The sequence below is a fragment of the Pseudomonas mosselii genome (genome assembly GCF_019823065.1).
Taxonomy (GTDB): domain Bacteria; phylum Pseudomonadota; class Gammaproteobacteria; order Pseudomonadales; family Pseudomonadaceae; genus Aquipseudomonas; species Aquipseudomonas mosselii.
Map to the genome: position 1 here is coordinate 72,841 of NZ_CP081966.1, position 26,061 is coordinate 98,901.

23 protein-coding genes are annotated in these 26,061 nt (G+C 64.3%); 10 read left to right on the forward strand and 13 right to left on the reverse strand.

The annotated features are described in order from the left end of the window. The first annotated feature begins 20 nt into the window (after positions 1–20). Together K5H97_RS00335 and K5H97_RS00340 are read left to right on the forward strand one after the other, a co-directional pair. A complete protein-coding gene (locus K5H97_RS00335) occupies positions 21–1,301 on the forward strand; it encodes an NAD(P)/FAD-dependent oxidoreductase (RefSeq protein ID WP_028690036.1) in 1,281 nt (426 codons plus the stop codon). After that, positions 1,298–2,116 (forward strand): sulfite exporter TauE/SafE family protein, encoded by an 819-nt coding sequence (locus tag K5H97_RS00340; protein ID WP_028690037.1) that lies wholly within the window; start codon positions 1,298–1,300, stop codon positions 2,114–2,116. The genes K5H97_RS00335 and K5H97_RS00340 overlap by 4 nt, the downstream gene beginning before the upstream one ends. Here K5H97_RS00340 and K5H97_RS00345 read toward each other — a convergent pair. Beyond that, positions 2,105–2,992, reverse strand: a complete 888-nt coding sequence (locus tag K5H97_RS00345; protein WP_028690038.1) for a LysR family transcriptional regulator — start codon at positions 2,990–2,992, stop codon at positions 2,105–2,107. The two genes, K5H97_RS00340 and K5H97_RS00345, sit on opposite strands and share 12 nt — an antisense overlap. Positions 2,993–3,166: 174 nt before the next feature. On the opposite strand from K5H97_RS00345, the gene K5H97_RS00350 reads away from it, so the two are divergent. After that, a complete protein-coding gene (locus K5H97_RS00350; protein WP_028690039.1) occupies positions 3,167–4,816 on the forward strand; it encodes a GMC family oxidoreductase in 1,650 nt (549 codons plus the stop codon). 97 nt (positions 4,817–4,913) lie between these two features. After that, positions 4,914–6,533 (forward strand): MFS transporter, encoded by a 1,620-nt coding sequence (locus K5H97_RS00355; protein WP_028690040.1) that lies wholly within the window; start codon positions 4,914–4,916, stop codon positions 6,531–6,533. A gap of 272 nt (positions 6,534–6,805) precedes the next feature. Here K5H97_RS00355 and K5H97_RS00360 read toward each other — a convergent pair whose 3' ends face one another. The 4 genes from K5H97_RS00360 to glyQ form a co-directional block, all read right to left on the reverse strand. Continuing rightward, the gene (locus K5H97_RS00360) at positions 6,806–7,576 is read right to left on the reverse strand and encodes a lysophospholipid acyltransferase family protein (RefSeq protein ID WP_028690041.1); all 771 of its coding nucleotides are present in this window, start codon (positions 7,574–7,576) and stop codon (positions 6,806–6,808) included. Positions 7,577–7,641: 65 nt separating this feature from the next. Next, positions 7,642–8,169, reverse strand: a complete 528-nt coding sequence (gmhB, locus tag K5H97_RS00365) for a D-glycero-beta-D-manno-heptose 1,7-bisphosphate 7-phosphatase (RefSeq protein ID WP_028690042.1) — start codon at positions 8,167–8,169, stop codon at positions 7,642–7,644. Between the two features lie 4 nt (positions 8,170–8,173). Beyond that, positions 8,174–10,228 carry a glycine--tRNA ligase subunit beta gene (gene glyS, locus K5H97_RS00370; protein ID WP_028690043.1) on the reverse strand — a complete coding sequence of 685 codons (2,055 nt, stop codon included), beginning with the start codon at positions 10,226–10,228 and terminating at the stop codon, positions 8,174–8,176. Continuing rightward, entirely contained in the window at positions 10,225–11,172 is a 948-nt protein-coding gene (glyQ, locus tag K5H97_RS00375) for a glycine--tRNA ligase subunit alpha (protein ID WP_011531473.1), read from the reverse strand. The genes glyS and glyQ overlap by 4 nt, the downstream gene beginning before the upstream one ends. An 83-nt stretch (positions 11,173–11,255) precedes the next feature. Here glyQ and K5H97_RS00380 point away from each other — a divergent pair, with 83 nt between their 5' ends. Together K5H97_RS00380 and K5H97_RS00385 are read left to right on the forward strand one after the other, a co-directional pair. Beyond that, a complete protein-coding gene (locus K5H97_RS00380) occupies positions 11,256–11,807 on the forward strand; it encodes a DNA-3-methyladenine glycosylase I (RefSeq protein WP_028690044.1) in 552 nt (183 codons plus the stop codon). Between the two features lie 41 nt (positions 11,808–11,848). Beyond that, positions 11,849–12,736, forward strand: coding sequence for a lysophospholipid acyltransferase (locus K5H97_RS00385; protein ID WP_028690045.1), 888 nt, complete (start codon positions 11,849–11,851; stop codon positions 12,734–12,736). Between the two features lie 117 nt (positions 12,737–12,853). Here K5H97_RS00385 and K5H97_RS00390 read toward each other — a convergent pair whose 3' ends face one another. From K5H97_RS00390 to def, 5 genes are all read right to left on the reverse strand, one after another. Continuing rightward, positions 12,854–13,162, reverse strand: coding sequence for a tetratricopeptide repeat protein (locus K5H97_RS00390; protein WP_028690046.1), 309 nt, complete (start codon positions 13,160–13,162; stop codon positions 12,854–12,856). Positions 13,163–13,173: 11 nt separating this feature from the next. Further along, a complete protein-coding gene (gene trkA, locus K5H97_RS00395) occupies positions 13,174–14,547 on the reverse strand; it encodes a Trk system potassium transporter TrkA (protein ID WP_028690047.1) in 1,374 nt (457 codons plus the stop codon). 24 nt (positions 14,548–14,571) lie between these two features. After that, a complete protein-coding gene (gene rsmB / locus K5H97_RS00400; RefSeq protein WP_028690048.1) occupies positions 14,572–15,882 on the reverse strand; it encodes a 16S rRNA (cytosine(967)-C(5))-methyltransferase RsmB in 1,311 nt (436 codons plus the stop codon). After that, the gene (fmt, locus tag K5H97_RS00405) at positions 15,879–16,811 is read right to left on the reverse strand and encodes a methionyl-tRNA formyltransferase (protein WP_028690049.1); all 933 of its coding nucleotides are present in this window, start codon (positions 16,809–16,811) and stop codon (positions 15,879–15,881) included. The genes rsmB and fmt overlap by 4 nt, the downstream gene beginning before the upstream one ends. 62 nt (positions 16,812–16,873) lie before the next feature. Beyond that, positions 16,874–17,380, reverse strand: coding sequence for a peptide deformylase (gene def / locus K5H97_RS00410; RefSeq protein ID WP_028690050.1), 507 nt, complete (start codon positions 17,378–17,380; stop codon positions 16,874–16,876). 208 nt (positions 17,381–17,588) lie between these two features. Between def and dprA the strand changes: the two genes are divergently transcribed. After that, positions 17,589–18,686 (forward strand): DNA-processing protein DprA, encoded by a 1,098-nt coding sequence (gene dprA, locus K5H97_RS00415; RefSeq protein WP_028690051.1) that lies wholly within the window; start codon positions 17,589–17,591, stop codon positions 18,684–18,686. 39 nt (positions 18,687–18,725) lie between these two features. Continuing rightward, positions 18,726–19,283, forward strand: coding sequence for an L-threonylcarbamoyladenylate synthase (locus tag K5H97_RS00420; RefSeq protein ID WP_028690052.1), 558 nt, complete (start codon positions 18,726–18,728; stop codon positions 19,281–19,283). Between the two features lie 543 nt (positions 19,284–19,826). Here K5H97_RS00420 and K5H97_RS00425 read toward each other — a convergent pair. Further along, positions 19,827–20,804 carry an NADPH:quinone reductase gene (locus K5H97_RS00425; protein ID WP_028690053.1) on the reverse strand — a complete coding sequence of 326 codons (978 nt, stop codon included), beginning with the start codon at positions 20,802–20,804 and terminating at the stop codon, positions 19,827–19,829. Between the two features lie 132 nt (positions 20,805–20,936). Between K5H97_RS00425 and hemF the strand changes: the two genes are divergently transcribed. Further along, positions 20,937–21,848 carry an oxygen-dependent coproporphyrinogen oxidase gene (gene hemF / locus K5H97_RS00430; RefSeq protein ID WP_011531485.1) on the forward strand — a complete coding sequence of 304 codons (912 nt, stop codon included), beginning with the start codon at positions 20,937–20,939 and terminating at the stop codon, positions 21,846–21,848. A 25-nt stretch (positions 21,849–21,873) separates the two neighbouring features. Then, positions 21,874–22,698, forward strand: a complete 825-nt coding sequence (aroE, locus tag K5H97_RS00435) for a shikimate dehydrogenase (protein ID WP_028690054.1) — start codon at positions 21,874–21,876, stop codon at positions 22,696–22,698. A 338-nt stretch (positions 22,699–23,036) separates the two neighbouring features. Here aroE and K5H97_RS00440 read toward each other — a convergent pair whose 3' ends face one another. Next, on the reverse strand, positions 23,037–24,284 hold the full coding sequence (locus K5H97_RS00440; protein ID WP_060489951.1) for an IS256 family transposase: 1,248 nt from the start codon (positions 24,282–24,284) through the stop codon (positions 23,037–23,039). A gap of 102 nt (positions 24,285–24,386) precedes the next feature. Further along, complete coding sequence (locus K5H97_RS00445) at positions 24,387–25,952, reverse strand: SulP family inorganic anion transporter (protein WP_028688724.1); 1,566 nt, start codon at positions 25,950–25,952, stop codon at positions 24,387–24,389. Positions 25,953–26,061 lie beyond the last annotated feature (109 nt).

The window sequence follows — 26,061 nt, forward strand, 5'->3', positions numbered from 1 at the left end:
GATTTCCAAGGAACACCGCCATGCCTGCCTTGCTGTCCCCTGCCGATTCCTCCCGTGCCGACCACCACAAGGTGGTGATCGTCGGCGCCGGTGCCGCTGGTATCGCCACCGCGTCCAGCCTGATCGCCCGTGATCCGTCGCTGGACATTGCCCTGATCGACCCTGCCGACGTGCACTACTACCAGCCTGGCTGGACCATGGTCGGTGCCGGTGTTTTCAAGGCGCCGAGCACCGCCCAGACCATGGCGGCCACCCTGCCCCGTGGCGTGCGTTGGATCAAGGCGCGGGTGGAGAGCTTCGACCCTCAAGGGCAACTGGTCGTGCTCGAGGACGGGCGTGCGGTCAGCTATGAGCAACTGGTGGTTTGCCCGGGATTGAAACTCGATTGGAACGCCATCGAGGGTTTGAGCGAAACGCTCGGTCGCAACGGTGTCACCTCCAACTACCGCTACGACCTGGCGCCCTACACCTGGCAACTGGTACAGAACCTCAAGCAGGGGCGCGCCCTCTTCACCCAGCCGCCGATGCCGATCAAATGCGCCGGTGCGCCGCAGAAGGCGCTGTACCTGTCCTGTGATCACTGGTTGCGCAAGGGGCACCTGGGCAATGTCAGGGCCAGCTTCTTCAATGCTGGGGCGGTGCTGTTCGGTGTGCCGGATTATGTGCCGGCGCTGATGAGCTACATCGACAAGTACGGCGTGGACCTGAACTACCAGCATCGCCTGACGGCGGTGGATGGTCCGAACAAGCGCGCCACGTTTATCCGTACCCTCCCCGATGGCACCACCGAGACCCGGGTCGAAGCCTTCGACATGCTGCATGTGGTGCCGCCGCAGGTGGCGCCTGACTTCATCCGCCAGAGCCCGCTGGCCGATGCGGCGGGCTGGGTGGATGTCGACCCGCATACCTTGCGTCATCGCCAGTTCGGCAATGTCCACGCGTTGGGTGACGTGGCCAATACCAGCAACGCCAAGACCGCCGCCGCCGCCCGCAAGCAGGCGCCGGTGGTGGCCAACAATGTGCTGGTGGCACTCGGTCGCCTGTCGACCCTGGCCCAGTACGATGGCTATGGTTCCTGCCCGTTGACGGTGGAACGCGGCAAGATCGTCCTGGCCGAGTTTACCTATGGCGGCAAGGTGGCGCCGAGCTTCCCGCGCTGGCTGCTCGATGGCCGCAAGCCAACCCGCCTGGCCTGGTTGCTCAAGGCGCAGATCCTGCCGCCGCTGTACTGGAAGGCCATGCTCAAGGGCCGCGAATGGCTAGCCCGGCCGCAACCTCTGGTGGTCGAGGCGCAGCAGTGATCGAACACCAACTGCTGGGCGCCGGGCTCGGCGCGATCATTGGCGCGGTGCTGGCGCTGACCGGCGCCGGCGGTGGCATCCTGGCGGTGCCGCTGCTGGTGTTCGGCCTGGGACTGAGCATGGTCGAGGCGGCGCCGATCGGACTGCTGGCCGTAGGGCTGGCGGCGTCGGTTGGTGCGGTGCTCGGCCTGCGCCAAGGGCTGGTGCGCTATCGGGCGGCCGCGTTCATCGCGGTGATCGGAATTGCCTGCGCGCCGTTCGGCCTGATGCTCGCCCATCGTTTGCCCAACACGCCGTTGGCCTTGGTGTTCGCCGGGGTACTGGTGTACGCCTGCCTGCGGATCTGGCGCAAGGCCGCGCGTGAACTGCGTGGCGAGTCGCCCTGTGGGGAGCGGGAGATCATGCCCTGCGTGCTCAACCCGCTGCAGGGGCGCTTGCGCTGGACCCTGCCCTGCGCCCGGGCACTGGCGTTCACCGGGATGCTGTCGGGGTTGCTGTCAGGCCTGTTGGGGGTCGGTGGTGGTTTCGTGATCATCCCGGCGCTGAACCGCTATACCAACCTGAACATGAAAAGCATCGTCGCCACCTCGCTGGCGGTGATTGCCCTGGTGTCTACCGGTAGCGTGATCAGCGCCAGCGTGGCGGGCGTGATGCACTGGTGGGTCGCGGCGCCGTTCGCGGTGGGGGCAGTGCTGGGTTTGCTGCTGGCGCGGCCGTTGGCGAGCAAGCTGGCCGGCCCGCGCCTGCAGCAGCTGTTCGCCGTGGTGGGTTGTGGCGCCGCGGTGTTGCTCGCCGGCAAGGCGCTATTCGGCTAGCAACTCGTCCTGCTCGGCGGCGCAGAGCGCCAGCAGGTAGTCCCACACCACTCGCAGGCGTACCGACTTGTGCAGCTCGCGGCGGGTGCAGATCCAGTAGCTGCGCTGGATGGTCTCGCTGGGCAGCACGCGCACCAGCTTCGGATCGTGGCGGGCCATGTAGTTCGGCAACACGGCGATGCCTAGCCCGGCCTGTGCGGCGTGCTGCTGGGCGATCACGCTGGTGCTGCGGAACACCACGGTGGGCGCCCGGCAGAAACTGTTGAGGAACAGCAGCTCCTGGCTGAACAGCAGGTCGTCGACATAGCCGATCCAGCTGTGCCGGGCCAGGTCTTCGCGGCTGTGCAGCGGTGGTGCGCGGTCCAGGTAGTCCTGGCTGGCGTACAGGGCGAGGCGGTAATCGGTGAGCTTGCGGGTGATCAGCAGGTCGGCGTTGGGACGTTCCAGGTGAATGCTGATCTCGGCTTCGCGGTTGAGGATGCTGACGAAACGCGGCACCGCCACCAATTCCACTTCGAGCCCCGGGTAGCGTTGGAACAAGGCTTTCATGCGCGGGGTGAAGAACATGATGCCGATGCCTTCGGTCACCCCCAGGCGGATCTTGCCCAGTGGCGTGATGGCCTGGGTGATTTCTTCCTGCGCCAGCAGGGCAACGTTCTCCATGGCTTCGGCGTGCTTGAGCAGGGCCTGGCCGGAAGGCGTGAGTTCATAGCCCTGGGCGTGCTGGACGAACAGCGCGGTACCCAGGTGCTTTTCGATGCTCTCGATGTGCCGGGCCACGGTGCTGTGGGTGGTGTTGAGGCGCTTGGCGGCGGTGAGCAGGCGGCCGCTGCGCTGCAACTCGAGGAAAAACCGCAGATCGTTCCAGTCGAACATGGGCGTCCTTGGAAGTGCTGGCTGTTGAAGCCATCGCGGGGCAAGCCCGCTCCCACAATTAGATAGTCGTTGTGCTAAAACGCACAACGGCTGCGCGAAATCTCGTGTTTCCTCGGCGAAATTAATCAATAAGATGGATCGGGACAAGAATAATAATCAGGCGCGAGGTTGCACATGCCATCAGCCGATCCTGTCTACGACTATGTGGTCGTGGGAGCCGGTCCCGCCGGTTGCCTACTGGCCAACCGCTTGTCCGCCGACCCTTCGTGCCGCGTATTGCTGCTCGAGGCGGGTGGCCGCGACAACTATCCCTGGATTCACATCCCCGTCGGTTACCTCTACTGCATCGGCAATCCACGCACCGACTGGTGCTTCAAGACCGAGGCCCAGCCCGGCCTGAACGGTCGCAGCCTGGGTTATCCACGGGGCAAGGTGCTGGGCGGCTGCTCGTCGATCAACGGCATGATCTACATGCGGGGCCAGGCCGCCGACTACGACCGCTGGGCCGAGCAAGGCAACGACGGCTGGGCGTGGAAGGATGTGCTGCCCTTGTTCAAGGCCTGCGAGAACCACTTCGCCGGCGCCAGCGACAGCCACGGCGCCGAGGGGGAATGGCGGGTGGAGCAGCAGCGCTACAGCTGGCCGATCCTCGATGCCTTCCGCGATGCCGCCGAGCAGAGTGGCATCGCCAAGGTCGACGACTTCAACATGGGCGACAACGCGGGCTGTGGATATTTTCAGGTCAATCAGCGCAGCGGTGTGCGCTGGAACTCGGCCAAGGCGTTTCTCAGGTCCATCCTCAAGCGCCCCAACCTGACAGTGTTGACGGGCGTGCAGGTCGACCAGGTGCTGCTCGACAACACCCGCGCCCGGGCGGTGAAGGCCTCGTGGCAAGGCGCCTGGCATGAGTTCGCCGCTCGCCGCGAGATCGTCCTGTGCGCGGGCTCCGTGGGCTCCCCCGGCATTCTGCAACGCTCCGGCATCGGCCCACGCAAGCTGCTCGAAGGCTTGGGTATCGGAGTTCGCCATGAGATGCCCGGGGTTGGCGGCAACCTGCAGGATCACCTGCAACTGCGCCTGATCTATCAGGTCCACAACACCCGTACCCTCAATCAGATGGCCAACAGCCTGTGGGGCAAGCTGGGCATGGGCCTGCGCTACGCTTACGACCGCAGTGGCCCATTGGCCATGGCGCCGAGCCAGCTGGGCGCCTTCGCCCGTTCAGGCCCCGAGCAGGCAACGGCCAACCTGCAATACCACGTGCAGCCGTTGTCGCTGGACCGCTTCGGCGAGCCGCTGCATCGCTTTCCGGCGTTCACCGCCTCGGTGTGCAACCTGCGCCCGGCGAGCCGTGGACGCATCGACATCCGCTCGGCGGACATGAATGCCGCGCCGGTGATCGACCCCAACTACCTGAGCGACCCCGAGGACCTGCGCGTCGCCGCCGAGGCCATCCGCCTCACCCGACGCATCGTCCAGGCCCCTGCCCTGGCGGCCTTCGATCCTCGCGAGTATTTGCCAGGCCCCGCCTTGCAGAGCGAGGACGACCTGCACCAGGCCGCCGGCCAGATCGGCACCACCATCTTCCACCCGGTGGGCACCTGCCGCATGGGCAGTGGCGCGCTCGATGTTGTGGATAACCAGCTGCGCGTGCATGGCATTCCCGGCCTGCGCGTGGCCGACGCCTCGATCATGCCGCAGATCGTCTCCGGCAATACCTGTTCACCCACGTTGATGATTGCCGAAAAGGCGGCACAACTGATCCTCAAGGGGGCCAATACCCAGACCAACCTCAGCGACGCCAGCGCGATACCGACGCCCTGACCCGGGTGTTTGCAACAGCGGCGGCTTGTGGTCGCAAGTCGCCGACAGTGGAACAACAAGAATAATCACTGTGGCCTGCGGGCCGAGGACAGCAACGATGTCGGATTACATCCAGGAACAGGGGGCGGCGGCGAGCAGCCCAAGCCGTCGTGAAGAGCGCAAGATCATTTTCGCGTCATCCCTCGGGACGGTGTTCGAGTGGTATGACTTTTTTCTCTATGGCGCGCTGGCCGCGGTCATCAGCAAGCAATTCTTCGCGGGGGTCAACGACACCACCGCCTTCATCTTCGCCCTGATGGCCTTCGCCGCCGGCTTCCTGGTGCGCCCGTTCGGCGCGCTGGTGTTCGGCCGGCTGGGCGACATGATCGGGCGCAAGTACACCTTCCTGGTGACCATTGTGCTGATGGGCCTGTCGACCTTCGCCGTGGGTCTTTTGCCCACCTACGCCAGCATCGGTATCGCCGCGCCGATCATCCTGGTGGTGCTGCGCATGCTCCAGGGCCTGGCGTTGGGCGGTGAATACGGCGGCGCGGCCACCTATGTCGCCGAGCACGCGCCTCATGGCAAACGTGGTTTCCACACCGGCTTCATCCAATCCACTGCCACATTGGGCCTGCTGCTGTCGCTGACCGTCGTCCTGGCCAGCCGCTACATCAGTGGCGACCAGTTCGAAACCTGGGGCTGGCGCCTGCCGTTCCTGCTGTCGATCGTGCTGCTGGCGATATCCACCTGGATCCGCATGAGCATGCACGAGTCGCCGGCCTTCGTGAAAATGAAGGCCCAGGGCAAGGTGAGCAAGTCGCCGATCCGCGAGTCGTTCACCTCCTGGCCGAACCTGAAAGTGGTGCTCACGGCACTGTTCAGCATCAATGCCGGGCAAGCGGTGACCTTCTACACCGCGCAGTTCTACGTGCTGTTCTTCATGACCCAGATGCTCAAGATGGACCCGGCCCAGGCCAACACCCTGCTGATCATCAGCGTGGTGATCGGTGCGCCGTTCTTCGTGTTCTTCGGCTGGCTATCGGACCGGGTCGGGCGCAAGCCGATCCTGATGCTTGGCCTTTTGCTGGCGACGGTGTTGTACTTCCCGCTGTTCAAGGCCCTGAGCCATTACGCCAATCCGCAGATCGACGCCGCCAGTCGCCAGGCGCCGATCGTCGTCACCGCAGATCCCAAGGGCTGCACCTTCCAGTTCGATCCGGTGGGCAAGGCACGCTTCGACAGCCCGTGCGACAAGGTCAAGACGTTCCTGGTCAAGCAGGGCCTGCCCTACAGCTCGGTGAGTGTCGCTGGCAGCGAGGTGATCGTCAGCATCGGCGACAAGACCATCAATGGCTTCGACGAAACGGCCATGCGCAGTGCCATCGATAGCGCCGGCTACCCGGCCAAGGCGGACCCAGCGCAGGTGAACCAGGTGATGGTGGTGGTGCTGATCGTCGCCATGATCCTGATCGCCACCATGACCTACGGGCCGCTGGCGGCGGTGATGGTCGAGCTGTTCCCGACGCGCATCCGCTACACCTCGATGTCGCTGCCCTACCACATCGGCAACGGCTGGTTCGGCGGCTTCCTGCCGACGGTGTCGTTCGCGTTGGTGGTGTACACCGGGGACATCTTCTATGGGCTGTGGTACCCGGTGCTGATCACCGGGGTGAGCCTGGTGGTGGGGATCTTCTGCCTGAAAGAGACTCGGGATGTGGATATCGACAAGGTGTGAGAATTGAGAGGGATACAACGTGGGAGCGGGCTTGCCCCGCGATGTCGCCAGCACTGAGGACGCCATCGCGGGGCAAGCCCGCTCCCACGACTCGATCAAAGCGATCAACCTATAAAAAAACCGGCGTAAAAGCCGGTTTTTTTATCGCGGGAAAAAACTTATGCACGATTTTCGAAAAAACGTCATACACGGAAATAAATAGCTAATTCAATCACTTAGCTATGTTTGAAGACGCTTAATCCAAAAATTGCTAACAAGTTATCCACAGAACGTCAGGCAGGCTGCTGCTCGGGTTTTTCCGCCGCTGGCGGCAGCGAACCCATGGCGCGTTGAGCCGCCTCGTTCCATGCCTGGGCACGGTCGTTGAGCTCGGCGATGGCACGCGGGCCTGTCCCCTCCGGATACATCGGCTCGCCAATCACCACCTCGATGGTGCCCGGGCGCTTGCCCCAGCCTTCACGCGGCCAGAACTTGCCGGCGTTGTGGGCGATCGGCAATACCGGCAGGCCGGCATTCACCGCCAGCGCGGTGCCGCCGCGGGAAAACTTGCCCATCTGCCCATGCGGCACGCGGGTGCCTTCGGGGAAGATCAGTACCCAGGTACCCTGCTTGAGCAGTTCGTCGCCCTGGCTGGCAACTTGGCGCAGAGCCTCCTTCGGGTTCTTCCGGTCGATGGCGATCGGTCGCAGCATGGCCATGGCCCAGCCGAAGAACGGCACGTACAGCAACTCGCGCTTGAGCACCTGGCTCAGCGGCGAGAAGTACGCCGAGAGGAAGAATGTCTCCCAGGTGCTCTGGTGGTTCGACAGGATCACGCAGGGCACGTCAGGCACGTTCTCGGCGCCGGTGACCTTGTAGTCGATACGCAGGATCGTCCGCACCAGGAACAGCGCGCAGCGGCACCAGTACACGTTGATGAACTTGTAGCGCTTGGGGAACGGCAGGAAAGGCGCGACGAAGAAGCTCAGCGAGCACCACAGCAGCGAACTGGTGCCCAACAGCAGGTAAAAAAGAAAGATTCTGATCGCCTGCAGGATCGACATAGTGGCATGTACCGTTGCGGGGCGTGCCCGCCTAATGAAAAGTGCGCCGGTCCTGGCGCACTCATTTAAATAATTTCTCTGGCGATGGCTGCCAGATCGTCGAAAATCAGTGTAGTTTGCGGGACACCTTTTTCCAGGGTCCTTTCACCCTTGCCGGTTTTTACCAACACGGGTTGTGCATCGACGGCCAGGGCCGCCTCCAGGTCACCTTTGCTGTCACCGACGAACCATACGCCGGCCAGCGGTACCTGGTAGTGCTCGGCGATTGTCCGCAACATGCCGGGCTTGGGCTTGCGGCAGTCGCAGCCCTCGTCCGGGCCGTGCGGACAATGCACGATCAGGCCGACCTCGCCGCCCTGCTCGGCCACCAGCGCGCGCAGGCGCGCATGCATGGCCTCGAGGGTTTCCAGCGGGTAGTAGCCGCGGGCAATGCCGGACTGGTTGGTGGCAACCGCCACCGTCCAGCCTGCCTTGCTCAACTGCGCGATGGCCTCGATCGAGCCAGGAATGGGGATCCACTCCTCCAGCGACTTGATGTAGGCGTCGGAGTCGTGGTTGATCACTCCGTCTCGATCAAGGATCAGCAGTTTCAACGGCTCACCCCAGCAGCGAGATATCGGCCACGCCCAGGAACAGACCGCGCAGGCGGCTGAGCAGGGCATAACGGTTGGCGCGCACCTTGGCATCCTCGGCGTTGACCATCACCGCCTCGAAGAAGGCATCGACCGGGTCACGCAGTGCGGCCAGGCGGGCCAGGGCCTCGCTGTACTGACGCGCGGCCGCCATCGGTTGCACGGCCTGGTCGGCCTGCTGGATGGCCGAGTACAGGGAGAACTCATTGGCGTTGTCGAAGTACTTCGGCTCGACCTGGTCGGCGATGGCGCCTTCGGCCTTGCCCAGCAGGTTCGATACGCGTTTGTTCGCCGCGGCCAGGGCTTCGGCTTCCGGCAGCTTGCGGAAGGCCTGCACGGCCTGCACGCGTTGGTCGAAGTCCAGCGCCGAGCCCGGCTTCAGGGCACGCACCGACAGGTAGGTGGAGACGTCGATGCCTTCGTCCTCGTAGCGCGCGCGCAGGCGGTCGAAGACGAACTCCAGCACCTGCTCGGACAGGCCGGCGGCCTTGACCTTGGCACCGAACTGCTTGACCGCGAACTCGACCGCGACGGCCAGGTCCAGGTCCAGCTGCTTCTCGATCAGGATACGCAGCACGCCCAGGGCAGCACGACGCAGGGCGTACGGGTCCTTGCTGCCGGTGGGCAGCATGCCGATGCCGAAGATCCCGACCAGGGTGTCGAGCTTGTCGGCGATGGCCACGGCGGCACCGGTGAGGGTCTGCGGCAGCTCGGCGCCGGCGCCGCGCGGCATGTACTGCTCGTTCAGCGCCAGGGCGACGTCTTGCGGCTCGCCGTCGTTGAGGGCGTAGTAGTAGCCGGCGATGCCCTGCATTTCAGGGAATTCGCCGACCATTTCCGAGGCCAGGTCGCACTTGGACAGCAGGCCGGCACGGCCGGCGTTGGCGGCGCTGCCACCGATGTACGGGGCAATGAAGGCGGCCAGCTTGGAAACGCGCTCGGCCTTGTCGAACACGGTGCCCAGCTGAGCCTGGAACACCACGTTCTTCAGGCGCTCGTTGAAGCTTTCCAGCGGCTGCTTCTTGTCCTGCTTGAAGAAGAACTCGGCGTCGGTCAGTCGTGGGCGCACGACCTTCTCGTTACCCTGCACGATCTGCTTCGGATCGCGGCTCTCGACGTTGGCCACGGTGATGAAGCGCGGCAGCAGCTTGCCTTCGCTGTCCAGCAGGCAGAAGTATTTCTGGTTGTCCTGCATGGTGGTGATCAGGGCTTCCTGCGGCACCTCGAGGAAACGCTCCTCGAACGAGCACACCAGCGGCACCGGCCACTCGACCAGGGCGGTCACTTCGTCCAGCAGCGCCCGCGGCACGATGGCCGTGCCTTCCTGCTGCATGGCAAGCTCGGCGGTGCGCTTGCTGATCAGCTCGCGACGCTCGGCGAAGTCGGCCAGCACGTGGGCCTTGCGCAGGTCCTCGACGTAGTTGGCAGGGGTGGTGATGAGTACGTTTTCCGGGTGGTGGAAGCGGTGGCCACGCGATTCACGGCCGGCCTTCTGGGCCAGGAGGGTGCAGTCGACCACCTGATCGCCCAGCAGCATCACCAGCCACTGGGTTGGGCGCACGAACTCTTCACGGCTGGCGCCCCAGTGCATGCGCTTGGGGATTGGCAGGTCGTTGAGCGAATCCTCGACGATGGTCGGCAGCAGGCTGGCGGTGGCCTTGCCCGGAATGTGCTGGGAGAAGCGCAGCTTGGGGCCGCTCTGGTCGATGTCCGACAGCTCCACGCCGCACTTCTTGGCAAAGCCCAGGGCGGCCTGGGTCGGCTGGCCTTCGGCGTTGAACGCGGCCTGCACGGGCGGGCCGTCGATGTTGATGCTGCGGTCCGGCTGCTGCACGTCCAGCTGGCGGATCAACACGGCCAGGCGGCGCGGCGCGGCGTAGACCTGCTTGCCGGTGTAGTTCAGGCCGGCGGCCTGCAGGCCTTTCTCGATGCCGGCGAGGAAGGCGTCGCCCAGGGTGGCGAGGGCCTTCGGTGGCAGCTCTTCGGTGCCCAGTTCAACCAGGAAATCTTGAGCACTCATTGTGCAGCCTCCAGCTTAGCCAACACTTCGTCACGCAGTTCGGGAGAGGCCATCGGGAAGCCCAGGCGTGCGCGGGCTTGCAGATAGCTTTGCGCCACGTCCCGGGCCAGGGTACGCACGCGCAGGATGTAGCGCTGGCGCTCGGTCACCGAGATGGCGCGGCGGGCGTCCAGCAGGTTGAAGGTGTGCGAGGCCTTCAGGACCATTTCGTAGGTCGGCAGCGGCAGGTCCAGCTTGATCAGGCGGTTCGCTTCGCTTTCGTAGAAGTCGAACAGTTCGAACAGCTTCTCGACGTTGGCGTGCTCGAAGTTGTAGGTCGACTGCTCCACTTCGTTCTGGTGGAACACGTCGCCGTAGGTGACCTTGCCAAACGGGCCGTCGGCCCATACCAGGTCGTAGACCGAGTCCACACCCTGCAGGTACATGGCCAGGCGCTCCAGGCCGTAGGTGATCTCACCGGTGACCGGGTAGCACTCGATGCCACCGACCTGCTGGAAGTAGGTGAACTGGGTCACTTCCATGCCGTTCAGCCAGATTTCCCAACCCAGGCCCCAGGCGCCGAGGGTCGGCGATTCCCAGTTGTCTTCGACGAAGCGGATGTCGTGAACCAGCGGATCCAGGCCGATGGCTTTCAGCGAGCCGAGGTACAGCTCCTGGAAGTTGGCCGGGTTCGGCTTGAGCACCACCTGGAACTGGTAGTAGTGCTGCAGGCGGTTGGGGTTTTCGCCATACCGCCCGTCGGCAGGGCGACGGCTGGGCTGCACGTAGGCGGCGTTCCAGGTCTCCGGGCCGACGGCGCGCAGGAAGGTAGCGGTGTGGAAAGTGCCGGCGCCTACTTCCATATCGTAGGGCTGAAGCACCACACAACCTTGCTCGGCCCAGTAGTTCTGCAGGGCGAGGATCAGGTCTTGGAAGGTACGCACGGCTGGCGTAGGCTGGCTCACGAAATTCACCTGTATCTGGGGATGCGGATGTAAAGAGCGGGAGTATACCCGATTCGCCTCGCCCTCTACGTTATTGGAGCCTTATGCCACGCTGCTTTTGGTGTTCCGACGATCCGTTGTACCAGGCCTATCACGACCACGAGTGGGGAACGCCGCAGCACGACCCGGCGTTGCTCTTCGAGATGCTTTTGCTCGAAGGGTTCCAGGCGGGGTTGTCGTGGATCACGGTATTGAAGAAACGCGAACGCTATCGCCAGGTGCTGGATGGCTTCGATCCGGTGAAGCTGGCGCGCCTGAGCGATGAGCGCATCGAGGAGCTGATGCTGGACCCCGGCATCATCCGCAATCGTCTCAAGCTCAAGGCCGTGCGCCGCAACGCCCTGGCCTGGCTGGCTGTGGATAACCCGGCGCAGTGGCTGTGGTCGTTCGTCGGAGGCGCGCCGAAGATCAATCATTTCCAGGGCCGTGGCGACGTGCCGGCGGTCACCGACGAGGCCAAGGCCATGAGCAAGGCCCTGCAAAAGGCCGGTTTCACCTTTGTCGGGCCGACCATCTGCTACGCCTTCATGCAGGCCACCGGCATGGTCATGGACCACACCACCGACTGCGATCGCTACGCCGCGCTGGTGCGCTGACGGGGTACAATGCGCGCCTTGCTGAAATAAGGAATTCGCCTGTGGAAAAGTTCAAGGGCGCCCTGATGGTCGGGGTGCTGCGCCTGTTTGCCAAGCTGCCCTGGGGCGCTGTGCAGCGCGTCGGCGCCGGTATCGGCTGGCTGATGTGGAAAATCCCCAATGGCTCGCGCAATGTCGTGCGCATCAACCTGGCCAAGTGTTTCCCGGAGATGGACCCGGTCGAACGCGAGCAGCTGGTTGGCCGTGCGTTGAAGGACATCGGCAAGTCGTTTGTCGAGAGCGCCTGTGCCTGGATCTGGCCGCCGCAGCGCTCGCTGGAGCTGGTCAAGGAAGTGCACGGCCTTGAAGTGCTGGAGCAGGCCCTGGCCTCGGGCAAGGGCGTGGTGGGCATCACCAGCCACCTGGGCAACTGGGAAGTGCTCAACCACTTCTATTGCAACCAGTGCAAACCGATCATCTTCTACCGCCCGCCCAAGCTGAAGGCGGTGGATGACCTGCTGCGTGAACAGCGGGTGCAGATGGGCAACCGCGTGGCGCCTTCGACCAAGGAAGGCATCCTCAGCGTGATCAAGGAAGTGCGCCGGGGTGGCCAGGTGGGGATTCCGGCCGACCCGGAGCCGGCCGAGTCCGCGGGTGTGTTCGTGCCGTTCCTCGGCACCCAGGCGCTGACCAGCAAGTTCGTGCCGAACATGCTGGCTGGCGGCAAGGCGGTGGGGGTTTTCCTGCATGCCCTGCGGTTGCCGGATGGCTCGGGTTTCAAGGTGTTCCTGGAAGCGGCGCCGGAAGCGATGTACAGCACCGATGTGACTGAATCGGCGGCGGCCATGAGCAAGGTGGTCGAGCGTTATGTGCGCGAGTATCCGAGCCAGTACATGTGGAGCATGAAGCGCTTCAAGAAGCGTCCGGCGGGTGAGGCGCGCTGGTATTGAGATTGTTGGGGGCGCTTTGCGCCCCTTTCGCGACACAAGGCCGCTCCTACAGGCGACCGCAATCCTCTGTAGGAGCGGCCTTGTGTCGCGATGGGCTGCAAAGCAGCCCCGGCGATCTCAAGCCTTGTTTAGCTTCTTGAGAAAAACGGTCATTTCTTTCTCGGCCTGCTTGTCGCCATGGGCCTGCGCCGCGACGATCCCCTCTTCCCAGGCCTTGCGCGCGCCGTCCAGATCCCCGCTCAACTGATACGCCTTCCCCAGCAGCTTCCACGCAGCCGAGTACTTCGGATCCTGCTTCACACAAGCCGACAGGTGCACCGCCGCTTGCGCGCCATTGCCCTCGTCCAGCCAGGCCTTGCCCAGCCCGAATCTCAGCAGCGGGTTATCCACACCCTTGGCCAGCATCTTCTCCAGCGATTCGCGCATGTCCTTCCCTCCTAGAAGAAACTCAGGCCCACGTGGAACAGCTTCTCCACGTCCCGAATATGCTTTTTATCCACAACGAACAGGATCACATGGTCGCCCGACTCGATCACCGTGTCGTCGTGGGCGATCAGCACTTCCTCGTCGCGGATGATCGCGCCGATGGTGGTGCCCGGTGGCAACGAGATGTCCTCGATGGCCTTGCCCACCACCTTGCTCGATTTCGAATCGCCATGGGCCACCGCTTCGATGGCCTCGGCCGCGCCCCGGCGCAGCGAGTGCACGCTGACGATATCGCCGCGGCGCACGTGGGCCAGCAAAGTGCCGATGGTGGCCAGCTGCGGGCTGATGGCGATGTCGATCTCGCCGCCCTGCACCAGGTCGACGTAGGCCGGGTTGTTGATGATGGTCATCACCTTGCGCGAGCCTAGGCGCTTGGCCAGCAGCGACGACATGATGTTGGCTTCGTCGTCGTTGGTCAGGGCCAGGAAGATGTCGGCGTCGGCGATGTTCTCTTCGAGCATCAGGTCGCGATCAGAAGCGCTGCCCTGCAGCACCACGGTGCTCTCCAGGGTATCGGAGAGGTAGCGGCAGCGCGCCGGGTTCATCTCGATGATCTTTACCTGGTAGCGGCTCTCGATGGCCTCGGCCAGACGCTCGCCGATCTGTCCGCCGCCGGCGATGACCACGCGCTTGTTGGTCTCGTCGATGCGCCGCAGCTCGCCCATCACTGCGCGGATATCCTTTTTTGCGGCAATGAAGAACACCTCGTCGTCGGCCTCGATCACCGTGTCGCCCTGAGGCGTGATCGGCCGGTCGCGACGGAAGATCGCCGCCACGCGGGTATCGACGTTGGGCATGTGGGCACGGATCTGGCGCAGTTGCTGGCCCACCAGCGGGCCGCCGTAGTAGGCCTTGACCGCCACCAGCTGGGCCTTGCCTTCGGCGAAGTCGATCACCTGCAGCGAGCCGGGGTGTTCGATCAGGCGCTTGATGTAGTTGGTCACCACCTGTTCAGGGCTGATCAGCACGTCCACCGGGATATGGTCGTTGTCGAACAGCTCTTCGCGGGTCAGGTAGGCCGACTCGCGCACCCGGGCGATCTTGGTCGGGGTGTGGAACAGCGAATAGGCGACCTGGCAGGCGACCATGTTGGTCTCGTCGCTGTTGGTCACCGCCACCAGCATGTCGGCGTCGTCGGCGCCGGCCTGGCGCAGCACCGTCGGCAGCGAGCCGCGGCCCTGCACGGTGCGGATGTCCAGGCGGTCGCCCAGGTCGCGCAGACGGTCGCCATCGGTGTCGACCACGGTGATGTCGTTGGCTTCGCTGGCCAGATGCTCCGCCAGCGTGCCGCCGACCTGTCCTGCGCCGAGGATGATGATCTTCATCCGCTACTCCCTAGGTTCTTGTTCTTACCCGCGCGAGGCGGCGATCTTGATCAGCTTGGCATAGTAGAAACCGTCGTGGCCGCCTTCCTGGGCCAGCAACTGGCGGCCGTGGGGCTGGCGCAGGCCGGCCTCGGTGGCCAGGTCCAGTTCGCGGGCGCCGGGGGTGCGGGCGAGGAAGGCGTCGATCACTTCGGTGTTCTCGGTCGGCAGGCTCGAGCAGGTGGCGTAGAGCAGCATGCCGCCCACTTCCAGGGTCGGCCACAGGGCGTCGAGCAGCTCGCCTTGCAGCGTGGCCAGGGCCGGGATGTCCTCGGCCTGGCGGGTCAGCTTGATGTCGGGGTGGCGGCGGATCACGCCGGTGGCCGAGCAGGGCGCATCGAGCAGGATGCGCTGGAACGGCTTGCCGTCCCACCAGCTGGCGGTATCGCGGGCGTCGCAGGCGATCAGCTCGGCGTCGAGCTTGAGGCGGTCGAGGTTCTCGCGCACGCGGGCCAGCCGCTTGGCTTCCAGGTCGATGGCGACCATGTGGGCCAGGCCAGGTTCGGCTTCCAGCAGGTGGCAGGTCTTGCCGCCCGGGGCGCAGCAGGCGTCGAGCACGCGCTGGCCGGGGGCCAGTTCGAGTAGGTCGGCGGACAGCTGCGCGGCTTCGTCCTGCACGCTCACCCAGCCGTCGGCGAAGCCCGGCAGGCCGCGCACGTCGCAGGCCTCGGCCAGGACGATGCCGTCACGGCTGTACTTGCAGGCGCTGGCCTGGATGCCGGCCTCGGCCAACAGCGCCAGGTAGGCATCGCGGCTGTGATGGCGGCGGTTGATCCGCAGGATCATCGGCGGGTGGGCGTTGTTGGCGGCGCAGATGGCTTCCCATTGTTCCGGCCAGAAGGCTTTCAGCGATTTCTGCAGCCAGCGCGGGTGGGCGGTACGCACCACCGGGTCGCGTTCCATGCTGGCGAGCAGTTCCTCGCCTTCACGCTGGGCGCGGCGCAGAACGGCGTTGAGCAGCCCCTTGGCCCACGGCTTCTTGAGTTTGTCGGCGCAACCCACGGTTTCGCCGATGGCGGCGTGGGCCGGGATGCGCGTGTAGAACAGCTGGTACAGGCCGACCAGCAGCAGCGCCTGCACATCGGCGTCGGCGGCCTTGAATGGCTTCTGCAGCAGTTGTGCGGCCAGCAGGTCCAGGCGTGGCTGCCAGCGGGCGGTGCCGAAGGCCAGGTCTTGCGTGAGGCCGCGGTCGCGCTCCTCGACCTTGTCCAGCTGCGCCGGCAGCGAGCTGTTCAGCGAAGCCTTGCCGCTGAGCACAGCGGCAAGGGCACGGGCGGCGGCCAGGCGTGGGTTCATTGGCCGAGCACCTTGCCACCGGCGAACTTCTCGCGACGGCTGTTGAACAGGTCGCTGAAGGCCAGGGCCTTGCCGCCGGGCAGTTGCAGGCGGGTCAGGCTCAGTGCGCCGTCACCGCAGGCGACCACCAGGCCGTCCTTGCTGGCGGAGAGGATTTCGCCGGGGGCGCCCTTGCCTGTGGACAAGTTGGCGGCCAGCACCTTCACGCTTTCGCCGTCGAGGGTGCTGTGGCACACCGGCCAGGGGTTGAAGGCACGGATCAGGCGCTCCAGCTCGACGGCCGGGCGGCTCCAGTCGATGCGGGCTTCGTCCTTGTTCAGCTTGTGGGCATAAGTGGCCAGGGCATCGTCCTGCACTTCACCTTGCAGCGAACCGTCTGCCAAGCCGGCGATTGCCTGGACTACAGCAGGCGGGCCCATTTCGGCGAGGCGGTCATGCAGGGTGCCACCGGTGTCCTCGGCGCTGATCGGGGTGACCACCTTGAGCAGCATCGGGCCGGTATCCAGGCCGGCTTCCATGCGCATCACGGTCACACCGCTCTCGGCGTCGCCGGCTTCCACGGCGCGCTGGATCGGCGCCGCGCCACGCCAACGCGGCAGCAGCGAGGCGTGGCTGTTGATGCAGCCCAGGCGCGGAATATCCAGCACCACTTGCGGCAGGATCAGGCCGTAGGCGACCACCACCATCAGGTCCGGCTTGAGCGCGGCGAGCTCGGCTTGCGCCTCGGCGTTGCGCAGGGTCTGCGGCTGGTACACCGGGATGTCGTGGGCCACGGCCAGCGCCTTGACTGCGCTCGGCATGAGCTTCTGGCCACGGCCGGCCGGGCGATCGGGCTGGGTGTAGACGGCCACGATCTCGTACGGGCTGTCGAGCAGGGCCTTGAGGTGTTCGGCGGCAAACTCTGGAGTGCCTGCGAAGACGATGCGCATGGAGTTCTCGCTTGTTCAAAAAGAAAAAGGCTTGCCGGAGCAAGCCTTCTGGAAGGTGGGGATCAGGCTTGCTGGCGGTGCTGCTTTTCCAGCTTCTTCTTGATCCGATCGCGTTTGAGCTGGGACAGGTAATCGACGAACAGCTTGCCGTTGAGGTGATCGAACTCGTGCTGCACGCACACGGCCAGCAGGCCTTCGCATTCCAGTTCGTAGGGCTTGCCGTCGCGGTCCTGGGCCTTGACCCGCACGCGCAGCGGGCGATCGACGTTCTCGTAGAAGCCGGGCACCGACAGGCAGCCTTCCTGGTACTGGCCCATGTCGTGGGTCAGCTCCTCGACCGTGGGGTTGATGAAGACGCGCGGCTCGCTGCGGTCTTCGCTCAGGTCCATCACCACGACCTGCTTGTGCACGTTGACCTGGGTGGCGGCCAGGCCGATGCCGGGCGCCTCGTACATGGTCTCGAACATGTCGTCGATCAGCTGGCTCAAGGCGTCGTCGAACTCCGTCACCGGTTTGGCGATGGTGCGCAGGCGCGGATCGGGAAATTCGAGAATGTTCAAAATAGCCATGGCGGTCAGGCAGTCACTGTGCGGTCGGTTGAAAACTGAGCACACATAATAAAGGGAAATGGGGCGTTCGGCACCTGTGAAGCTTGGCTAGGGTCTCTATGGGCTTGATAGCTGCCATTTCATGGACAGCTTTTCAAAGTGTTACTCACAAAGTTATCCACAGGTTGCGCCACGTATATGGCCCCCTGTCGATCAAGGATGATCCACCATGAACCCATCCCGTTCGTCGCCTTGTCCGCCTGCGGAACTGGAGGCGCGGCTGCGTCTTCATAGCCTTCCGGAGATTGGCTTGCGTCGTTTCCATACCCTCATCGAAGCGTTCGGCAGTGCCTCGTCGGCACTCAGCGCGCCGGCCAGTGCCTGGCAGGCGTTGGGGCTGAAGGCTGCCAGTATAGACGCCCGGCGCAGCCCGCAAGTGCGCGATGGCGCATTGGCTGCAATGCGCTGGCTAGAGCGTCCGGGCCAGTATTTACTGATGTGGGACGGGCCTGGCTACCCGGCGTTGCTGGCCGAGATAGACGATCCGCCGCCGCTGTTGTTCGTCGCGGGCGACCCCGATTTACTCGAACAACCGCAACTGGCGATCGTGGGTAGCAGGCGTGCTTCACCCCCGGCGCTGGATACCGCAGGCGCGTTTTCCCGATGCCTTTCCCAGGCTGGTTTCACCATCACCAGCGGGCTGGCGCTGGGCGTCGACGGTGCCGCTCATCGGGCCGCTTTGAAGGCCGGCGGGCACACCATCGGGGTGCTCGGCACGGGGTTGCAAAAACTTTATCCACAGCGCCACCGTGACCTGGCACGGGCAATGCTCGACAGTGGCAGCGCGCTGGTTTCCGAGTACCCGCTGGATGCCGGCCCGCTGGCCGGCAACTTCCCGCGTCGCAACCGGATCATCAGCGGCTTGTCGCTGGGCGTGCTGGTGGTCGAGGCCAGCCTGGCCAGCGGCTCGTTGATCACCGCACGGCTTGCCGCCGAACAGGGGCGGGAGGTGTACGCGATTCCCGGGTCCATTCATCACCCCGGCGCCAAGGGCTGCCATCAGTTGATCCGCGACGGTGCGCTGCTGGTGGAAAGCGTGGAGCAGATCCTCGACAGCCTGCGTGGGTGGCAGAACCTGCCGCCTGCGATTGTGGATAAACCCGCTCATCCATTGATCGCCCTGCTCCACGCCGCACCCCAGACCACCGAGGCCCTGGCCAGCAGCAGCGGTCTGCCACTGGCCCAGGTACTGGCCAGCCTGACCGAACTGGAGCTCGAAGGCCGGGTGAGCAATGAAGCCGGGCGTTGGTTTGCCCGTGCGGGCTAAGTACACTGCGCGCACGGCGTTTATGCGGAGAGACGGAAAATGGTGAGCAGTTGGCGTGTGCAACAAGCCGCGCGCGAGGTGAAGGCGGGTGCGGTGATCGCCTATCCGACGGAAGCGGTCTGGGGCCTGGGCTGCGACCCGTGGAACGAGGACGCGGTGTATCGCCTGCTGGCGCTCAAGTCGCGGCCTGTGGATAAAGGGCTGATCCTGGTCGCCGACAACATTCGCCAGTTCGACTTTCTGTTCGAGGATTTCCCCCAGGACTGGATCGACCGCATGAGCGCCACCTGGCCTGGGCCTAACACCTGGCTGGTGCCGCACCAGGGTCTGCTGCCCGAGTGGGTGACCGGGCAGCATGACACCGTGGCCTTGCGAGTCAGCGATCATCCACAGGTGCGCGAGCTGTGCGCGCTGGTCGGGCCGTTGATCTCCACCTCGTGCAACCCGGCCGGGCGGCCGGCGGCCAAGAGCCGGTTGCGGGTGGAGCAGTATTTCCACAACGAGCTGGACATGGTGCTGGGTGGGGCGTTGGGTGGGCGGAAGAACCCGAGCCTGATTCGCGACCTGGCGACCGGTGAGGTTGTGCGCCCGGGCTGATACCGCTGGCGAGGGCTTTGCCCTCGTTTCGCGGCACAAGGCCGCTCTTACAGGTACAGCGCAGCTCTCAGGCTTGGCGCTGTAACCTGTGGGAGCGGCCTTGTGTCGCGAAAGGGCCGCAAAGCGGCCCCAGAATTCCCGCCGATTTTTCTGATTTGCACCCAGATGGCTGCCCATTCTGAATTCAGAGAAATATCCTACGCAGTCTGTCGACTGCCATTACCCTCTCAGTGGGAACGCCTGCCTTTAGGCTCCAAACCGTCGCCGAATAACTTGGCGATCGGGTGTGGTAACCCGGTAACAGGAAGGTATCAGAGTCGTCTATGGCGGCTGTGCGCGGGAGGCTTTCGAGCCTGCCGGGTCTGGTACCTCCCCGGTTTACCACCCCGTGTAAAGCTGCCACCCATTCGTGTGGTAACGGACGAGGTGTCAGCCCTACTCTGGTAGAGGTTGCCATGAACAAGAAGATTGTCCCCGATCCACCACTTCCTAACACCACAACCCACCCCTTCGGCCGCTGCGACTTGCCCCGCGATAGGGGCTTCAAGGCAGAAGCATAGTCGAGCCAACGGTCCGCCGCGCCGATAACTCCGCCTGCGCCTTGGCCGCCTCGCTCAACGGATACCGCTGCTGGATATCCACAACCAGCTTGCCGCTGGCGATCATCGCGAACAGGTCATCGGCCATGGCCTGGGTGTTCTCAGCATTGTTGGCGTAGCTCGCCAGCGTCGGCCGGGTGACATACAACGACCCCTTCTGCGACAGGATCCCCAAGTTGACCCCGGTTACCGCGCCGGAGGCATTGCCAAAGCTGACCATCAAACCGCGCGGCCGCAGGCAATCCAGCGAAGTCAGCCAGGTATCGGCGCCCACGCCGTCATACACCACCGCGCACTTCTGACCGTCTGTCAGCTCCAGCACACGCTTGGCCACGTCTTCATGGCTGTAGTCGATGGTCGCCCAGGCGCCGAGGGCCTTGGCCCGTTCGGCTTTCTCAGCAGAGCTGACGGTACCGATCAGCTTCGCGCCCAGCGCCTTGGCCCACTGGCAAGCCAGCGACCCCACACCGCCGGCGGCGGCATGGAACAGCACGAAGTCCCCCGGCTGCACGGCATAGGTCTGCTTGAGCAAATACTGCGTGGTCAGCCCCTTGAGCATTACCGCCGCCGCCTGTTCGAAGCTGATCGCCTCCGGCAGCTTCACCAGGTTGGCCTCCGGCAGCGTATGCACCTCGCTGTAGGCCCCAAGCGGCCCACCGGCATAGGCCACGCGGTCGCCGACCTTGATCCGGCTGACACCCTCGCCCACCGCCTCGACCACGCCGGCCGCTTCGGTGCCCAGCCCGGAAGGCAGCGCAGGCGGCGCATACAGCCCGCCACGGAAATAGGTGTCGATGAAATTCAAGCCGATTGCGTGGTTACGCACCCGCACCTGCTGCGGGCCGGGCGGTGTCGGGTCGAACTCCACCAGTTGCAGGACTTCCGGGCCGCCATGCTGGCTGAACTGGATACGCTTGGCCATCACATACTCCTGTCGTCGAGGGTCGCAAAGGCCTTCTATCGGACGCCTTTGCTTGACCGCCGTCAACTGCGACGCGGCGTCGGCCGGTGGTATGCTACGCGGCGAATTTTCCCGCTCCTTCCAGGTGACCCGATGACCAGCCGCACCGAGGCCGTAAAAGCCTACCTGCTCGACCTGCAAGACCGCATCTGCTCTGCCCTCGAAACCGAAGACGGCGGCGCCCGCTTCGTCGAGGATGCCTGGGTGCGCGATGCCGGCGGCGGTGGTCGCACGCGGGTGATCGGCGAGGGCAAGGTGATCGAGAAAGGCGGGGTGAACTTCTCCCACGTGTTCGGCGCCGGCCTGCCGCCGTCGGCCAGTGCCCACCGCCCGGAGCTGGCGGGCCGTGGCTTCGAGGCCCTGGGCGTGTCGCTGGTGATCCACCCGCACAACCCGCATGTGCCGACCTCCCACGCCAACGTGCGCTTCTTCATCGCCGAAAAAGAGGGTGAAGAGGCGGTATGGTGGTTCGGTGGCGGCTTCGACCTGACCCCGTACTACGGCAACGAAGAAGACTGCGTGCACTGGCATCGCGTCGCCGAGCAGGCCTGCGCGCCGTTCGGCGCCGACGTCTACCCGCGCTACAAGGCCTGGTGCGACCGCTACTTCCACCTCAAGCACCGCGGCGAGCCGCGCGGCATCGGCGGCCTGTTCTTCGACGATCTGAACGAGTGGGACTTCGACACCTGCTTCGCCTTCATGCGCGCCATCGGCGACGCCTACGTCGATGCCTACCTGCCGATCATCCAGCGCCGCAAGGACACGCCGTACACTGCCAAGCAGCGTGAATTCCAGGAATACCGCCGTGGCCGCTACGTCGAGTTCAACCTGGTCTACGACCGTGGCACGCTGTTCGGTTTGCAGTCGGGCGGTCGTACCGAGTCGATCCTGATGTCGCTGCCGCCGCAGGTGCGTTGGGGCTACGATTGGAAAGCCGAGCCTGGCAGCGAGGAAGCGCGCCTGACCGACTATTTCCTGCAGGACCGCGACTGGCTCGCCCAGTAAGCCTGTGGATAACCGAGGAGCTCCCATGGACCAGTACGTCGTATTCGGCAACCCAATCGGCCATAGCAAGTCGCCGCTGATCCACCGCCTGTTCGCTGACCAGACCGGCCAGGACCTGGAGTACGCCACCCTGCTGGCGCCGCTGGACGAGTTCAGCGACTGCGCCACAGGCTTCTTCAAGCAAGGCAGCGGCGCCAACGTCACCGTGCCATTCAAGGAAGAGGCCTATCGCCTGTGCGACAGCCTCACCCCGCGTGCGCAACGTGCTGGCGCGGTGAACACCCTGACCAAGCTGGCCGACGGTACCTTGCAAGGCGACAACACCGACGGCGCCGGGCTGGTGCGTGACCTGACGGTGAACGCCGGGGTGACCTTGGCTGGCAAGCGCATCCTTATCCTTGGCGCCGGCGGTGCTGTTCGGGGTGTGCTGGAGCCGATCCTGGCGCACAAGCCACAGTCGCTGGTGATCGCCAACCGTACCGTCGAGAAAGCCGAGCAGCTGGCGCGGGAGTTCGATGAGCTGGGGCCGGTGGTGGCCAGTGGTTTCAGCTGGTTGCAGGAGCCGGTAGACGTGATCATCAACGCTACTTCTGCGAGCTTGTCTGGCGAACTGCCGCCGATTGCCGACAGCCTGGTCGAGGCGGGGCGCACCGTCTGCTACGACATGATGTATGGCAAGGAGCCGACACCTTTCTGCCAGTGGGCCAGCAAGCTGGGTGCGGCCAAGGTGCTGGATGGGCTGGGGATGCTGGCCGAGCAGGCGGCCGAGGCGTTCTTTATCTGGCGGGGGGTGCGTCCTGACACGGTGCCTGTGCTGGATGAGTTGCGTCGGCAACTGGCGAGCAGTTGATTTCGGGGCGCTGTTGGATGAATTGGCGTTCCAGGTCGATTTGCTGCTGGTAGTGAGCGAGTTTGGCTGTGGATTGCGTTTCGCCAGTGTAGGGATCGCGAGCGGTCATGTCGCTTTCCAGCCGGGCAATCCGTACTTGAGCATCGGCAACGCTCCAGCAGTTATCCACAGCGCCGCTGCCTTGAGCAGCTAGTAATGGCACGAGTGCCAGGGCGAGATGAACGCAACTACTCATGGCGTGCTCCGCAGTGAATGAGCGTTGTTTACTCTTTCATCGGAAGTGTCAGATTTTTTGTGTGCGGGCCGGTAACGGCCTGCCGTCAGGCAGGCCCTGACTTTCACCAGGTCGGCCTGATGAACCGATCTCCGTACAAAATCGCGAATTGATTCATCGCACTTTTCCAATCATGCGCCGCTGAGCCCCAGTTCGCCGTGATGTTTCGCAGCCCCAGCCAGATCAGCTTGGTAGCTGCGTCATCGTTCGGGAAATGGCCTCGGGTCTTGATGATCTTGCGCAGCTGGGCATTGATACTCTCGATGGCGTTGGTGGTGTAGATCACTTTCCGGATGGCTGGTGGGAAGACAAAGAAGGGAATCACTCGATCCCAGGCGCGTCTCCAGGCCGCAACGACCGTTGGATACTGCTTGCCCCAGGGCCCGTTTTCAAACTCATCGAGTGCCTGCTCAGCCGCTTCGGCGTTGATGGCCTGGTAGATCGGCTTGAGCGCCTTGGCCAGTGCCCGCCGCTTGTCCCAGGCTGCAAAGTCCAGGCTGTTGCGGATCAGGTGCACGATGCACGTCTGCAGCGTCGTCTCTGGAAACACGGCGCTGAGAGCCTCTGGCATGCCTTTGAGGCCATCGGTCACGGCAATCAGCACATCCTCGACACCACGTGTCTTGAGATCGTTAAAGACCTTCATCCAGAACTTCGCACCCTCGGTGTTCTCGATCCAGATGCCCAAGATATCGCGCGTCCCGTCGGGTAGAACGCCCAGCGCCAAGTAAATGGCCTTGTTGCGCACCAAGCCTTCTTCGCGGATCTTCACCCGCAGTGCATCGAAGAAAATGACCGGGTACATGGGCTCCAGTGGCCGCTGCTGCCACGCGCCAATTTCTTCCATGACCTCGTCTGTCACAGAGCTGATGAAGTCGGGTGAGACCTCTGTTCCATACTGCTCGGACAGAAAGGCTCGGATCTCTCTGACCGTCATGCCACGGGCGTACATGGCGATGATCTTGTCATCGAAACCGGTGTACCGCCGCTCATGCTTGGGGATGAGAATGGGCGCAAAACTGCCGTCTCGGTCACGAGGAATTTCCAGCCGCAGCGGGCCATCGCCGGTCAAAACCGTCTTGCCACTCTTGCCGTTACGCTGGTTGGTTTCATCCTCTGGGCGCTGCGCGCCCGGCGGATAACCCAGGTGGTGGCCAAGTTCGGCGTGCAGAGCGCGTTCGATCAAGGCCTTCTTGAACGCCGCAGAGGCATCCTCGATAGCCTCTGCGGTCATCAGGCCCTCACCGAACTGCTCCAGCAGCTCTTTGGGGATTTTGGGCAGGTCACGCAAGGGTTTCTTTTTGGTTGGCATACATGCACCTCTTACTCATGTTATGCCCGAACACAAAATTTCTGACACCCTCCTTTCATCGCCTGCACGCTGTTCGCAACTGACAGAAATGCCAGTTGACCATCAGCCCTCGAAGCGAATCGGGCAACTCGCCATGCCTTCCAGCTTCTGCAGTTCCTCGATCACCTGCGGCCTTGCCCGCTGCAACGTCAGGCTTCCGCCATTACGCATCAACCGCCGCGCCTCGCGGTGCAACATATCCACACCCGAATAATCGATGAAGTTCACCTGTCGCGCATCGATCACCACATGCGGCCCCTGGCAGCGCTGCAAGCGCAGCTGCAGGTAATGCGCCGCGCCGAAGAAGATCGACCCGCCCACACGCAACACGTCCGCCTCCCCTTCCCGGCTCTGCTGCACTCGCGGCCTCGAGGTGCGCTTGAGGTAGAAGAACAGCGATGCCAGCACCCCGGCGTAGATCGCCGTCTGCAGCTCGAGCAGCAGGGTCGCGGCGGCGGTCAGCGCCATGACCAGGAACTCCGAACGGCTGACCCGGAACAGCGCGCGGATGCCGCGATGGTCTACCAGCCCCCAGCAAATCAACAGGATGCTGCCCGCCATCGCCGGGATCGGCAGATGGGCGATCAGCCCGGCCCCCGCCACCGCGAACAGCGCCACCCACAGCGCCGAGAACACCCCGGCCAACGGCGAGCGGGCCCCTGCGTCGTAGCTGAGCCCGGAGCGGGTAAAGGAGCCGGAGGACAGGTAGCCGGAGAACAATGCCCCGATGATGTTCGACAAGCCCTGGGCGCGAATCTCCTGGTTGGCGTCGATCAGTTGCTCGGAACGTGCGGACAGGGAACGGGCGATGGACAGGCTGGTGACCAGCCCGAGCATGCCGACAGCCACGGCACTGGGCAGCAGGCGCAGGATCAGTTCCACATCGAGTAACGGCAGTGGGCTGAGCGGTGGCAACTGGCCGACGAAGGCGGGCACACGCGGCACATGGCCGAACACGCCGGGCAACAGCCAGGCCGCCAGGCTGACCAGCAGCAGACTTATCAACAGGCTCGGCCAGCGTGGCCGCCACAGTTTCAACAGCACGCCAATCGCCAGGGTGCTCAGCCCCAGCACCAGCGATGGCATGTCCACCTCGCCAATATGACCGGCCAATTCCTGCACGGTCTTCAGAGCCGTGGCCTGGCTTGGCAGGTCCAGGCCCAGCAGGTTGGGCAGTTGCCCCAGCGCGATGACGACGGCGGCACCGAGGGTGAAGCCCAGCACCACCGAATGGGAGACGAAGTTGACCAGCGCGCCGAAGCGCAGCAGCCCCAGCATGAGCTGGAAGACGCCGCCGAGGAAGGTCAGCAGCAGCACCAGGGTCACGTAGTCGTCGCTGCCGGCCACGGCCAGCGGGCTGATGCTGGCATACAGGACGATGGAGATGGCGGCGGTGGGGCCGCAGATCAGGTGCCAGGACGAGCCCCACAGGCAGGCCACCAGCACCGGCACGATGGCGGCGTACAGGCCGTACTCGGCGGGCAGGCCGGCGATCAGGGCGTAGGCGATCGATTGCGGCAGGGCAAGGATAGCGCCGCTCAGGCCTACCAGCAGGTCCTGGCGCAGGCTGCGGCCCGATTGACGGGGGAGCCAGGTGAGGAAGGGCAGCAGGTGGTGGAGACGAGGCATGCGTCATTCCTGTTCAGTATCGCTGGCGAGGGCCTTGCCCTCGTTTCGCGACACAAGGCCGCCCCCACAGAAGAGCGCGAATCCCTGTGGGAGCGGCCTTGCGTCGCGA